The following is a 13,332-nucleotide window of genomic DNA, read 5'->3' on the forward strand; positions in this document are numbered from 1 at the left end:
AAGATCCTGGCTAGCGGCCCCGGCAGGTCTTACGTTGATCTCTCGTCCAGAGATATCCGTGAGCCACGGGAGCCAATCATGCCCGCAGCAGCCCCACCCGGTACCCCGACCCGGCGTCGGAGGACAGTCAGTCCGGCGGAGATGGCGGCTATTCAGGCTGAGTACGACCCGCTGTTCTTCGAGAAGTCGCGGGGTGGCGTCCGTGGCACGCCCAACGGTTGGCCATTCTGCGAGTGCGGCAGTGAGACCTGTCCGGACAAGGGGAAGACCGAGGGCAGCGCGCTGGGCCCGGTTCTGGGCCGTTCCGTCTCCCAGGGGCTGACCGATGCTGCATGAGACGGCCACCAAGCCAACGGCGCAGCGGGAGTGCGCCGAGTGCATCCGGCTGGACGCCATGGCGAGCGCTGCTCTGCGTGTCGGCCTTCCCAGGGGTGGCTGGTACCGGGATGAGTCGGCGCTGACGGATGTTGCGATCCTGCGGCAACAGCATGCGCCCGTGTGCGAAGTCCCCCGGGGCGGTGGTGAGTTGTGACTACCGAATCCCGCCGCGAGCACGGCCCACAGTGCGGTTACTTCGCCGCCCATCCGCCCCGGTCGGCCTACCTGCCCGCGCACCGGTCGTGCGTTCGGCCGCCCGAAACGGAAGCCCCTGCCGTGCCCGTTCAGCAGTCCGTTGACGATCTTCCGGCCGTGCCGGTTGAGGAGGTGGCGGAGTGACCGTCAGGCAGCGTTTCCGCTACCGGACTTACACGGTCATGCACAACCCGGAAACGGCCCCGGTCGGGGTCGCTCGGTGCGCTGACGGCGAGGGGCTGTGCATGTGGAGTACGGACGGAAGCCCGAGCGACATAGATGAACTGGCGAAGGCTGTGAGCGGGCACACGGCAGAGTCGGGCCACACGGCGTTTCTGCGGACTGTGACGGACGCTGTGACGGTCGTTCCCGGCCCCTGGGACGGCGAGTGATGCACGAGGTCATGTTCCTCGCGGTGCTGGCCCTGGTGGGGCTTGGCGGGATCGACTGGGACCGGGACGACCGGAAGCCCGGCCGTCTGTGGTGGGTCCGTGTGAGCCCCCAGCGGACGGTTGAGGTCTGGCGCCGTGGTCTCGGCGTGCACGTCGTGATCACCGACTGCAAGTAACACCCGAAGCGGCCCCGACCGTGCGTCTCCCCGTGGCGCATGGGCGGGGCTTCGAGCTGTCCTCTATATGTGCACCACAAGAGTCGTATATCGTTCACTGAGTCCCACCGGGCGCGGGCAAGACGATGCTGGCGGAGCGGCTGCCCTCGCTGCTCCCGCCACTGACCCAGAAGGAGGCTCTGGAGGTCACCGCCGTGCACTCGGTGGCCGGGCTGCTCCCGGCAGGGCGCCCGCTCATCGACACGGCGCCGTACTGCGCCCCGCACCACTCCACGACGATGCCGGCGATCGTCGGCGGCGGCAGCGGCCTGCCGAGACCGGGGGCGGTCTCGCTGGCCCACCGGGGCGTGCTGTTCCTGGACGAGGCGCCGGAGTTTCCGGTCCGGGTGCTCGACTCACTGCGCCAGCCGCTGGAGTCGGGCGAGGTGGTGATCGCCCGCTCGGCCGGCTCACTCCGGCTCCCGGCCAGGTTCCTCCTCTGTCTGGCCGCCAACCCCTGCCCGTGCGGTCGGCATTCACGGCGGGGTGAGGGCTGCGAGTGCACTCCTACGATGGTCAGCCGCTACCAGGGGCGGCTCTCAGGGCCGCTGCTGGACCGGGTCGACCTCCAGGTCCAGGTCGCCCCGGTGACGAGGATCGAACTCATGGAACGGGACGCCACGGCGGAGAACACCGAGACCGTCGCGGCCCGGGTGCTGGCCGCGCGGGAACGGGCGGCGGCCCGGCTGGCGGCCACCCCGTGGCGGACCAACGCGGAAGTCCCGGGCCACGAACTGCGGACCCGCTGGCAGCTCGCCCCCGGCGCACTGAACGATGTCGCCCGCCAGTTGGAGCGAGGGGTGCTGACCGCCCGCGGCCTGGACCGGGTGCTCCGGGTCGCCTGGACGGTCGCCGACCTCGCCGGTCGCGATCGGCCGGACCAGCGGGACGTCCGCACCGCACTGGTCCTGCGTACCGGCGTCGAGCAGGGGCTGCCGCTGGGCGAGCGGGTCTACGGCCGACTCGGTGGCATCCCGGCCCAGCGCAGCGGGCCGGTCGACGAGCCGCCCGAAGGGCAGAGCCGGTCGGGCCGGTTCGAGAAGCCCGATCGTCCCGACTGCCCTGGCCCGGAGAGTCCTGGCCCGGAGAGTCCTGGTCCGTCGGACCGCCCCGATGCCCCTGGCCGATCCATCCGGTCCGGCTCCGCCAAGCGGTCCGGGAAACGCGACCAGCATCCGGCGAACGAGGGCGGTGAGGCATGAACCCGATGATGACGCACCTTCAGCCTCCCGGTCGGGCAGAGCCCGAGTCCGGTCCCGAACCGGAGCGCCTCGCCCGCGCCGTACTCAGCCGGCTGAGCGAGCCCGGGGACGCGGTGGTCGGCCGGTGGCTCGGTCAGCTCTCCGCAGCCGACGTCGTCCGGGCGATCCGCGACGGGACGGTGCCCGCGCACCCCGGACTGGACGGCCCCCGGCTGGCCGGCTACCAGGCGAGGCTCCCCGGTCTGGACCCGGCCGAGGACCTGGAACGGGTACGAGCCGTCGGTGGACGCTTCATCATTCCGGGGGACACGGAATGGCCCAGCCAACTGGACGATCTGGGCGACGGGCGCCCGATCGGGCTCTGGACGACCGGCACGGGTTCGCTGCGGCTACTCGCGCTCCGCTCGGTGGCGATGGTCGGCTCCCGGGCCTGCACGGCCTACGGCGCCCACGTCGCTGGGGAACTGTCGGCCCAACTGGCCGAGCGAGGTTGGGTCGTGGTGTCCGGAGCCGCCTACGGGATCGACGCGGCCGCCCACCGAGGGGCGCTCTCCGTCGGCGGGATGACCATCGCGGTGCTCGCCTGCGGGGTCGACGTGGCCTACCCGAAGGGGAACGCCGAACTGATCCGGCGGATCGGCGCCCAGGGGCTGCTGGTCAGCGAACTCCCGCCCGGGGAGCACCCGAACCGCTTCCGCTTCGTGCTCCGCAACCGGGTCATCGCGGCGCTCACCCGGGGCACGGTGGTGGTCGAGGCGGCGATGCGCAGCGGCGCGCTGAGCACGGCCAGACGGGCGCGGGACCTCAACCGCCACACCATGGGCGTCGCCGGCCCGGTGACCTCGGAACTCTCGGCCGGGGTGCACGCCCTGATCCGCAGCGGCGGCGCCACGCTGGTCACCGACTCCGCCGAGATCGCCGAACTGATCGGGGCGATCGGGGACGACCTGGCGCCGCAGCGCAGCGGCCCGGTCCTGCCCAGGGATCTGCTGGAGCCGGCGGTGGCCCAGGTGCTGGAGGCCGTCCCGGCGACGGCGGAGGGCGCGCCGATCGAGCGGTTGGCCCGACAGTCCGGACTCCCTCCGGACGAAGTACTGCAGCGGCTCTACGAGTTGGGCTCGCTCGGTTACGTCGAGCGGCACGGCGCGCACTGGCGCCTGGTGCGGAGGAGGTGACGGTCGGAACGAAGCGCACATCCGTGCCGTGGAGAGGGAGTGTCGGAATCGCCTGGCTGACCTGCTGCTCCGGTTCGTCCGTTCGCGTGCCCGGATCCGGTGGCGCGAACGCCACCGGATCGGGGGACGACCGAGTGGCGGTAGCGCATTGCAGCGAGTCGGTCACGCTACGCTCCACATGCCTTCCCTATCAGCACATGACTCGGCAGAACGGCGCAGACCAACGCATGCCCACACACATTCCCGGACACAGAGTGACCGGTGGCGCCCGGTCCTCGGGAGGGCCGCGGACCGAGCGGCGCCCCGTGACTGAGTTCCCGCCCAAGGCGACGGGGACGATGGGGGGCCTGTCGCGCCAGGGCGGCCGGCCGACGGCGGTGCCGGGCCAGCCCGCCGACGCGGTCGCCGCCGCCGCCACCGGCGACGGCGCAGCCCGCCCGATCGCTGCCGGTGCCCTGCCACCGGACGGCACCCCCCCGCCAGGCCCGGAGCAGGGGCCGAGCGGTCAGGGCCCCGGAGCCCAGGGGCGCACCGCGCTCGAAGAGCTCTGGCGCTCCTACAAGGAGACCGGCGACCAGCGGCTGCGCGAGCAGCTGATCCTGCACTACTCACCGCTCGTCAAGTACGTGGCGGGGCGGGTCGGGGTCGGCCTGCCCTCCAACGTCGAGCAGGCCGACTTCGTCTCCTCGGGGGTCTTCGGGCTGATCGACGCGATCGAGAAGTTCGACGTCGACCGCGCGATCAAGTTCGAGACCTACGCGATCAGCCGGATCCGCGGCGCGATCATCGACGAACTGCGTGCCCTGGACTGGATCCCGCGCTCGGTGCGGCAGAAGGCGAAGGCCGTCGAGCGGACGTACGCGACGCTGGAGGCCCGGCTGCGCCGTACGCCGCACGAGCCCGAGGTCGCGGCCGAGATGGGCATCGCGATCGAGGATCTGCACGCGATCTTCAGCCAGCTGTCCCTGGCCAACGTGGTGGCCTTGGACGAACTGCTGCACCCGGTGGGGGAGGGCGGCGACCGGCTGAGCCTGATGGACACCCTGGTGGACCACGGTGCCGACAACCCGGTCGAGGTGGCCGAGGACCGCGAGCTGCGCAGGCTGCTGGCCCATGCGGTCAACACCCTCCCCGAGCGGGAGAAGACCGTGGTGACGCTCTACTACTACGAGGGCCTCACCCTCGCCGAGATCGGCCAGGTGCTGGGGGTGACGGAGAGCAGGGTGAGCCAGATCCACACCAAGTCCGTCCTCCAACTGCGCGCCAAGCTGTCGGACATCCGGTAGCGAGGGCCGGGGCCCGTCCCGGCCCGGCCGACCTCCGGGTCGCGACCCCGACCACGCCGCCGGTCCGCACCCGCCCGGCCGCGTGCCCGGTCCGCACCTGCCTGGCCGGAACCCTGGGCCGTTACTCCGGGCCGGACCCCGGGTTGCGCGCCCACTCGCACGCCTCGCCGCGCGCCTGCGCGCCCTCGCTCCCCGGCCAGATGCGCGGCGCCGTACCGGCCGAAGGTAGGGCTCCGTACAGTGGGAGCGTGCCGAAGATCCGAGCGGCCACGGTGGCCGAGCATCGCCAGCTGCAGCGCGCAGCCCTCCTTGACGCTGCCCGCACCCTGCTCACGGAGGGCGGCATGGAGGCGCTGACCTTCCCCGCGCTCGCTGCGCGCACCTCCCTGGCGCGCTCCTCGGTCTACGAGTACTTCCGCTCCCGGGCCGCCGTGGTCGAGGCGCTCTGCGAGGTGGACTTCCCGCTCTGGGCGGCCGAGATCGAGGCCGGGATGGAGAGCTGTGACAGCGCGGCCGACCGGATCGAGGCGTATGTCCGCGGCCAGCTGGCGTTGGCCGCGGACCCGCGCCACCGGGCGGTGGTGGCGATCTCCGCGCTCGAACTCGACGAGGCCGCGCGCGAGCGCATCCGGGCGGCGCACGGCAAGCTGGTCGGCCTGGTCGTCCGGGCCCTGGAGGATCTCGGTCACGCGCAGCCCCGGCTCGCTGCGGCGCTGCTCCAAGGGGTCGTGGAGGCGGCCGTGCGCCGGGCCGAGCAAGTGTCGGCGGGGGGCCGCGCCGGGTGTGCGGCCGAGCGCCCCGAGCTGATCGCGGACGCCGCGGTGGCCATGGCCCTGCACGGCCTCGACCGGGCCTGAACCGCCATTCGGCCCGGTTCGTCTGGTTCATCCGGTTCAGCTGATTCATCAGGTGCGCCCAGCGCCGCCCAGCGGCAGCAGCCGCGCCGCTCCCGCGCCGAACAGGGCCAGCGGGTCGAGGTAGCGTCCGCCGCGCAGCAGCCCCCAGTGCAGGCAGTGCCGCGCTGGGCAGTGCCGCCCGTCGGGGGCGAGCCGCCCGATCACCTGTCCGGCGGGTACCTCGGTGCCGACCGGGGCGGTGCCGGCGACGGGCAGGTAGGTGGTCCGCAAGGGGGGTGACCCCGAGCCGGGGTGGGTGACGGTCACCACCGGGCGCCCCGCCACCAGCCCGGAGAAGGTGACCACCCCGGCGGCAGCCGCCCGTACCTCCGCCCCGGGTGCGGCGGCGAGGTCCACTCCCCGGTGTCCGGCGGCCCACGGCGCGGCCGGTGGTTCGAATCGCCCGAGCACCCCGCCGGGCCCGCCCACCGGCCAGGCCCGCGCACCGCCCGAACCGGTCCGGCCGGTCTCGCCGCCCCCGCCAGCACCTCCGGCACCCCCGCCCGGACCTGAGCCGACACCCCCACTGAGAGCGGCGCCCCGCGCCGCGCCGCCCGAGACCAGCAGCACCAGTGTCACCAGCACGGCGACCACCCCCCGCAGCACACCAAACGAGCGCGGCCCCAACCGGTCCGGCCCCAAGCGGGCCGGACCGACGGCGGACAGAACCGGGTACCCAGCGCGAGCAGTCATGCCCCGAGGCTTGCTGCGCCGCCGCCCCGGTGCCACCCACTTCCGGACTCCTGTGGACAAACCGCCCTCGTGGCCGGATCCCGTCCCTCCAGCGGGTGTACGGATGCCGCCATCCGGTGTACAAGCACCGCAGCAGCGGCGCTCCCAGGGCCCGGCCGGCCCGCCTCCGGTCCGTCTCCGGCCCGCCTCCGCCCAGCTCCCGCCAGCGCTGATCCGCCCGCCCAGGGCCCCCGCCGGTCGCGGAGTCGCCCGCCCCGCAGCGCTTCCCGTACACTTCACACGCGACCCGGTCCGCCGGGTCGACTTCGCACGCCCCGCCACCGGTGGACGGACGCGGCCCGGCCGCTGCCCCCGCCAGGTGCGAGTGCCGCTCGGTCCGCCGAGCCCGCCTGGTCCCCGGACCGTGTGGGTTCAAGCGGCTCGGCACGTTCGGGGCGTCAGGCGTGGCTGTCACCTGGCTGCCACGGACAAACCGAGCCTGACCCGGCCGGACGCACCGCGCGAGCGGGGAGCGCCACCGCGCGAACCCGCCGTCCGTTGCGCGACCGCCGGGCCGTAACACCTGAGGAGCACGGCTATGGCCGTCGTCACGATGCGGGAGCTGCTGGAGAGCGGCGTCCACTTCGGTCACCAGACCCGCCGTTGGAACCCGAAGATGAAGCGCTTCATCATCACGGAGCGCAACGGCATCTACATCATCGACCTCCTGCAGTCGCTGAACTACATCGACCGCGCCTTCGAGTTCATCAAGGAGACCGTTGCCCACGGCGGCAGCGTCCTCTTCGTCGGCACGAAGAAGCAGGCCCAGGAGGCCATCGCCGAGCAGGCCACCCGCGTGGGCATGCCCTACGTGAACCAGCGCTGGCTCGGCGGCATGCTGACCAACTTCTCGACCGTCTACAAGCGCCTGCAGCGCCTGAAGGAGCTCGGCGAGCTGGACTTCTCGGACGTGGCCGGTTCCGGCCTCACCAAGAAGGAGCTCCTGGTCCTCCAGCGCGAGCACGACAAGCTGGAGAAGACCCTCGGCGGTATCCGTGACATGCAGCGCGTTCCCAGCGCCGTGTGGATCGTGGACACCAAGAAGGAGCACATCGCGGTCGGCGAGGCCCGGAAGCTCAACATCCCGGTCGTCGCCATCCTCGACACCAACTGTGACCCCGACGAGGTCGACTACAAGATCCCGGGCAACGACGACGCGATCCGCTCCGTCACCCTGCTGACCCGCGTGATCGCCGACGCCGTGGCCGAGGGTCTGAAGGCCCGCGCCGGTGTCGCCAAGGGCGACGTCAAGGCCGAGCCGGGCGCCGACCAGCCGCTGGCCGACTGGGAGAAGGACCTCATCGAGGGCGAGAAGAAGGCCGAGGAGGCCCCCGCCGCCGCCGAGGCTCCGGCCGCTGAGGCCCCCGCCGCCGAGGCTTCGGCCGTCGAGGCCCCCGCCACCGAGGCAGCGGCCACCGAGGCTGCGGCCACCGAGGCGCCGGCCGAGCAGGCCTGACGTACCAAGGGTGAGGGGCACCCGCCGGTACGACACCGGTAGGTGCCCCTCTCTCCCGCGCCGGGACCGAACCATCGGTCCCGGCGTCTCCCCACGCAGACACGCGAGACGCGAGAAGAGATTCACACCATGGCGAACTTCACCGCCGCGGACGTCAAGAAGCTCCGTGAGCTCACCGGCGCCGGCATGATGGACTGCAAGAAGGCCCTGGACGAGGCCGAGGGCAACGTCGAGAAGGCCGTCGAGTTCCTGCGCATCAAGGGCCAGAAGGGCGTTGCCAAGCGCGAGGGCCGTGACGCCTCCAACGGCGCCGTCGCCGCGCTGATCGCCGAGGACAAGAAGTCCGGCGTTCTGGTCGAGCTGAACTGCGAGACCGACTTCGTCGCCAAGGGTGACAACTTCGTCAAGGTCGCCGACGCGATCGCCGCTCACGTGGCCAAGACCGCCCCGGCCGACCTGGACGCCGCCCTGGCGTCCGAGATCGAGGCCGGCAAGACCGTCCAGCAGTTCGTCGACGAGGCCAACGCGACCCTGGGCGAGAAGATCGTCTTCCGTCGCTTCGCCCAGTTCGACGGTGACGGCTTCGTCGCGGTCTACCTGCACAAGACCAGCCCCGACCTGCCGCCGGCCGTCGGCGTCCTGGTCGAGCTGGACAAGGAGAACGCCGAGGTCGCGAAGGACGTCGCGCAGCACATCGCCGCGTTCGCGCCGAAGTTCCTGTCCCGCGCGGAGATCCCGGCCGAGGACCTCGAGAACGAGCGTCGCGTCGCCGAGGCCACCGCGCGCGAGGAGGGCAAGCCCGAGGCCGCCCTGCCGAAGATCGTCGAGGGTCGCGTCACCGGCTTCGTCAAGGAGAACTCCGTCCTGGAGCAGGCCTTCGCGAAGGACAACAAGAAGACCGTCGCCAAGGTCCTCGAGGAGAACGGCGTCGCCCTCAAGCGCTTCGCCCGCTTCCGCGTCGGCGCCTGAGCCACGTTCCACCTGGTCCCCGGCGCCCTTACGCTGGGAACCGCCCCCGCCCGTTGACCGGGGCGGGCGGAACGCCGAACGGGCTCACCCAGTGCCAACCGTCCACGGGCGGGCCGCGTCGGCACCATGAACGACGAGGAGGCCATTGCCGTGCAGGACACCGAACCGGTTCCCGCGGCAGTGGCCTCCTCTCGCGTACGCGCAGGCCGGGCATCCGCACACCCGCGCCTGTGAGCCAGTAGGTGCAAAAAGGAGAAGTCCATGCAGGAGACGCAGGAGACCGCGCAGGACCCCAAGGCCGGCTCGCGCCGCCGGGTGCTGCTCAAGCTGTCCGGTGAAGCCTTTGCCGGTGGTGGCGGACTCGGCGTCGACCCGGACGTCGTGCACGCGATCGCCCGGGAGATCGCCACCGTCGTCCGTGCCGGTACCGAGGTCGCGGTGGTCATCGGCGGCGGCAACTTCTTCCGGGGCGCCGAGCTGCAGGTCCGCGGCATGGACCGGGCGCGCTCCGACTACATGGGCATGCTCGGCACCGTGATGAACTGCCTGGCGCTGCAGGACTTCCTGGTCAAGGAAGGCATCGAGACCCGGGTCCAGACCGCGATCACCATGGGCCAGGTCGCTGAGCCGTACCTGCCGCTGCGGGCCGTCCGGCACCTGGAGAAGGGCCGTGTGGTGATCTTCGGCGCCGGTATGGGCATGCCGTACTTCTCGACCGACACCACCGCCGTCCAGCGGGCCCTGGAGATCCACGCCGACGTCCTGCTGATGGGCAAGAACGGCGTGGACGGCGTCTACGACTCGGACCCCCGGACCAACCCGGACGCGGTGAAGTTCGACGCGCTGGAGTACTCCGAGGTCATCGCGCGCGACCTCAAGGTCGCCGACCTCACCGCGATCACGCTGTGCAAGGACAACAACCTCCCGATGCTGGTCTTCGAGCTGCTGGCGGAGGGCAATATCGCGCGCGCGGTGAAGAGTGAGAAGATCGGCACACTCATCAGCCAGGATTCTGTCCGGGCCTGAGCAGCAATCAGCCGTACGGGACGGCGCCGTCGCCGTGACCGGCCTCGACGCCGACACCGGTCGGGACAATCGCAGATGAACCGGACAGGGAGATCACAGTGATCGAAGAGACCCTCCTCGAAGCCGAGGAGAAGATGGAGAAGGCCGTCGCCGTCGCCAAGGACGACTTCGCCGCCATCCGCACCGGCCGTGCCCACCCGGCGATGTTCGCCAAGATCGTCGCCGAGTACTACGGCACCGTGACGCCGATCAACCAGCTGGCCTCGTTCTCGGTGCCGGAGCCCCGGATGGCGGTCGTCTCGCCGTTCGACAAGACCGCGCTGAAGGCGATCGAGCAGGCGATCCGCGACTCCGACCTGGGCGTCAACCCGTCCAACGACGGTTCCCTCATCCGGGTGGTGCTGCCCGAGCTGACCGAGGAGCGCCGCCGGGAGTTCATCAAGGTGGCCCGGGGCAAGGGCGAGGACGCGAAGGTCTCGATCCGCGCGGTGCGCCGCAAGGCCAAGGACGCCATCGACAAGCTGGTCAAGGACGGCGAGGTCGGCGAGGACGACGGCCGCCGCGCCGAGAAGGAGCTCGACGACACCACGGCCAAGTACGTGGCCGCCGTCGACGAGCTGCTGAAGCACAAGGAAGCCGAGCTGCTCGAAGTCTGATGAACGACGCCCCTGACGCCCCTGGCTACTGGGGCCCGTCCGACCAGCAGTTCCAGCCCTACCGCCCGGCGCCGCAGCCCCGGCCGCAGGCTCCTCTGCAGCAGGCGCACCCGGCGCCGGGGTACGGCGAGTACCCGGCGCCGCCGCAGGCCCAGGGCTACCCCGGTCACCCGGGCGGCGGGGCCGCCCACCCGGGTGCGCCGGGCGGCGCGCCGGGTGACCCCGGCCACCGTTCGGATCACTCGCAGCAGCCTCCGGTGTACTGGGGCGGCGACGCGGAGGAGACTCAGGTCATGCCTCCCGTACCGGCGGGCCCCGGCCCGTTCCCCGGCGTGCCGGACCAGGGCCCGTCGGCGGGCTCCGGCCGGCCGGGTGACCCCGCCGCCGGTCAGTCCCGGGAGGCCGGTCGGCTGAGCGGCCCACTGTTCCGGGACGACCGGTCCGAGGCGGCGGCGCCGGGCGTGACGGAGACGGTCGTGCTGCGCGCGATAACCGATGACGCCACCCCCGGCCGCGGCGCCCCGCCGCGCCCCGGGGCCTCGGTGCCTCCCGCGCCGCCGTCGAGTTACCCGGCGGCCGGGCAGCCCCACTTCGTGCCGTCGTCCCATCCAGGGCAGGAGACACCCGTGGCCGCCCAGTCCGCCCCGCAGCCGCAGCCGCGCAAGCAGCGCGGTGGCCGTAACCTCCAGGCCGCGATAGGCGTGGGGGTCGGTCTCGGTGCGGTGATCATCGCCTCGCTGTTCGTGGTGAAGGCGCTGTTCCTGTTCGTCGTGATGGCCGCGGTGTCGGTCGGCGTCTGGGAGCTGACCAGTCGGCTCGCCGAGCGCAAGCAGATCAAGGCGCCGCTGGTGCCGCTGGTCGCGGGCGGCATCGCCATGATCGCCACCGGCTACTGGGCCGGGGTGCAGTGGGCCGCGGCCTCGCTCGCGCTGACCGGGCTGGCGGTGATGGTCTGGCGGATGGCCGAGCCGCCGGAGGACTACCTGCGGGACATAACGGCCGGGGTGTTCACCGCCTTCTACGTGCCGTTCCTGGCCACCTTCGTGGCGTTGATGCTGGCGGCCGACGACGGCCCGCAGCGGATCGTGCTGTTCCTGATCGTCACGATCTGCAGCGACACGGGCGCCTACGCGGTGGGCTACAAGTTCGGCAAGACCAAGCTCGCCCCGACGATCAGCCCCGGCAAGACCCGTGAGGGCCTGGCCGGCGGCATCGGCCTGTCGATGCTGGCGGGCGCCGTGCTGATGGAGCTGATCATCGACGGCGGCAGCTGGTGGCAGGGCCTGATCCTGGGCGGCTGCGCGGCGGTCACCGCGACCCTGGGCGACCTGGGCGAGTCGATGATCAAGCGCGACCTCGGCATCAAGGACATGGGCACGCTGCTGCCCGGCCACGGCGGCATCATGGACCGGCTGGACTCGCTCCTGCCGACCGCCCCGGTGGTCTGGCTGCTGCTGGCGGCCTTCGTCGGCAGTTAGGGCCTGTCCGGCCCTCGGACAGGTCCTCGCCCCGGCCTCCGGCCGCGAGCGGCGGAAGGGCCCCGGACGTCTGCGCGTCCGGGGCCCTCGCACGTCCCGGCCCGCTCCCGGCGTCTGCGACACTGGATGAACCATGCCTAAGCCCGGAGAACTCACCTTTGTCGCGCCGCGCGGCGCCAAGCCCCCGCGACACCTCGCCGACCTGAGCCCCGCCGAGCGCAAGGAGGCCGTCGCCGAGCTGGGCGAGCAGCCGTTCCGCGCCAAGCAGCTCTCCAACCACTACTTCGGCCGGATGTCGAACGACCCGGCGGGCTGGACGGACATCCCCGCCGCCAGCCGGGAGAAGCTCACCGGGAGCCTGCTGCCGGAGCTGATGTCGGTCGTGCGGCACGTGTCCTGCGACGACGACAGCACCCGCAAGACGCTCTGGAAGCTCTTCGACGGCACGCTCGTCGAGTCGGTGCTGATGCGCTACCCGGACCGGGTCACCATGTGCATCAGCTCGCAGGCGGGCTGCGGCATGAACTGCCCCTTCTGCGCGACCGGCCAGGCCGGGCTGACCCGCAACCTGTCCACCGCCGAGATCGTCGAGCAGATCGCCGCCGGGATGCGCGCGCTCAAGGCCGGCGAGATCCCCGGCGGCGAGGCGCGGCTGTCGAACGTGGTCTTCATGGGCATGGGCGAGCCGCTGGCCAACTACAACCGGGTGCTGGCCGCGATCCGCCGGCTGACCGACCCGGCGCCGGACGGTTTCGGCCTGTCCCAGCGTGGTGTCACGGTCTCCACCGTCGGCCTGGTCCCGGCGATGAACCGGCTGGCCGACGAGGGCCTCAGCTGCCGCCTGGCGCTGTCGCTGCACGCCCCGGACGACGAGCTGCGCGACGAGCTGGTGCCGGTGAACACCCGCTGGAAGGTTGCCGAGGTGCTGGACGCCGCGTGGAACTACGCGGAGAAGTCCGGCCGGCGGATCTCCATCGAGTACGCGCTGATCAAGGACATCAACGACCAGGCGTGGCGGGCGGACCTGCTCGGCCGGCTGATCAAGAACCACCGGGTGCACGTCAACCTGATCCCGCTGAACCCGACGCCGGGCTCCAAGTGGACCGCCTCCCGGCCCGAGGACGAGCGCGAGTTCGTCCGCCGGCTCCAGTCGCACGGGGTGCCGACGACCGTCCGCGACACCCGTGGCCAGGAGATCGACGGCGCCTGCGGCCAGCTCGCCGCGGCGGGCTGAGCCGGCGGGTCACCGCAGGCCGGGCAATCACCGCAGGCTGGG

Annotated in this window: 12 protein-coding genes and 1 pseudogene; 12 read left to right on the forward strand and 1 reads right to left on the reverse strand. The window is 72.1% G+C overall.

From position 1 onward, the window contains the following. Positions 1–713: 713 nt before the first annotated feature. From AC07BF_RS20665 to AC07BF_RS20690, 6 genes and pseudogenes are all read left to right on the forward strand, one after another. Entirely contained in the window at positions 714–965 is a 252-nt protein-coding gene (locus AC07BF_RS20665) for a DUF7848 domain-containing protein (RefSeq protein WP_478333717.1), read from the forward strand. Further along, positions 965–1,141: a hypothetical protein gene (locus AC07BF_RS20670; RefSeq protein WP_478333718.1), complete on the forward strand. Its 177-nt coding sequence runs from the start codon at positions 965–967 to the stop codon at positions 1,139–1,141. Before AC07BF_RS20665 ends, AC07BF_RS20670 begins: the two co-directional genes overlap by 1 nt. Positions 1,142–1,245: 104 nt before the next feature. Continuing rightward, positions 1,246–2,124, forward strand: a pseudogene (locus tag AC07BF_RS20675) (ATP-binding protein); the annotation flags it as partial. 266 nt (positions 2,125–2,390) lie between these two features. Next, on the forward strand, positions 2,391–3,557 hold the full coding sequence (dprA, locus tag AC07BF_RS20680; protein ID WP_363631474.1) for a DNA-processing protein DprA: 1,167 nt from the start codon (positions 2,391–2,393) through the stop codon (positions 3,555–3,557). 338 nt (positions 3,558–3,895) lie between these two features. Next, positions 3,896–4,843, forward strand: coding sequence for an RNA polymerase sigma factor WhiG (gene whiG / locus AC07BF_RS20685; RefSeq protein WP_478333719.1), 948 nt, complete (start codon positions 3,896–3,898; stop codon positions 4,841–4,843). A gap of 272 nt (positions 4,844–5,115) precedes the next feature. Continuing rightward, the gene (locus AC07BF_RS20690) at positions 5,116–5,700 is read left to right on the forward strand and encodes a TetR/AcrR family transcriptional regulator (protein ID WP_363585763.1); all 585 of its coding nucleotides are present in this window, start codon (positions 5,116–5,118) and stop codon (positions 5,698–5,700) included. 48 nt (positions 5,701–5,748) lie between these two features. On the opposite strand, the gene AC07BF_RS20695 is transcribed toward AC07BF_RS20690, so the two are convergent. After that, entirely contained in the window at positions 5,749–6,324 is a 576-nt protein-coding gene (locus AC07BF_RS20695) for a M23 family metallopeptidase (protein WP_363585746.1), read from the reverse strand. Between the two features lie 685 nt (positions 6,325–7,009). On the opposite strand from AC07BF_RS20695, the gene rpsB reads away from it, so the two are divergent. From rpsB to rlmN, 6 genes are all read left to right on the forward strand, one after another. Continuing rightward, positions 7,010–7,927: a 30S ribosomal protein S2 gene (rpsB, locus tag AC07BF_RS20700; protein WP_363585747.1), complete on the forward strand. Its 918-nt coding sequence runs from the start codon at positions 7,010–7,012 to the stop codon at positions 7,925–7,927. 129 nt (positions 7,928–8,056) lie between these two features. After that, a complete protein-coding gene (gene tsf / locus AC07BF_RS20705; protein ID WP_363585748.1) occupies positions 8,057–8,896 on the forward strand; it encodes a translation elongation factor Ts in 840 nt (279 codons plus the stop codon). A gap of 261 nt (positions 8,897–9,157) precedes the next feature. Further along, on the forward strand, positions 9,158–9,922 hold the full coding sequence (gene pyrH / locus AC07BF_RS20710) for a UMP kinase (protein ID WP_030056790.1): 765 nt from the start codon (positions 9,158–9,160) through the stop codon (positions 9,920–9,922). 98 nt (positions 9,923–10,020) lie between these two features. Continuing rightward, complete coding sequence (gene frr, locus AC07BF_RS20715) at positions 10,021–10,578, forward strand: ribosome recycling factor (protein WP_063347665.1); 558 nt, start codon at positions 10,021–10,023, stop codon at positions 10,576–10,578. A gap of 293 nt (positions 10,579–10,871) precedes the next feature. Further along, positions 10,872–12,056, forward strand: a complete 1,185-nt coding sequence (locus tag AC07BF_RS20720; protein ID WP_363585764.1) for a phosphatidate cytidylyltransferase — start codon at positions 10,872–10,874, stop codon at positions 12,054–12,056. Positions 12,057–12,189: 133 nt separating this feature from the next. Beyond that, complete coding sequence (gene rlmN / locus AC07BF_RS20725; RefSeq protein WP_363585749.1) at positions 12,190–13,290, forward strand: dual-specificity RNA methyltransferase RlmN; 1,101 nt, start codon at positions 12,190–12,192, stop codon at positions 13,288–13,290. The last annotated feature ends 42 nt before the right edge of the window (positions 13,291–13,332 follow it).

The sequence above is a fragment of the Kitasatospora sp. NPDC043950 genome (assembly GCF_056435345.1).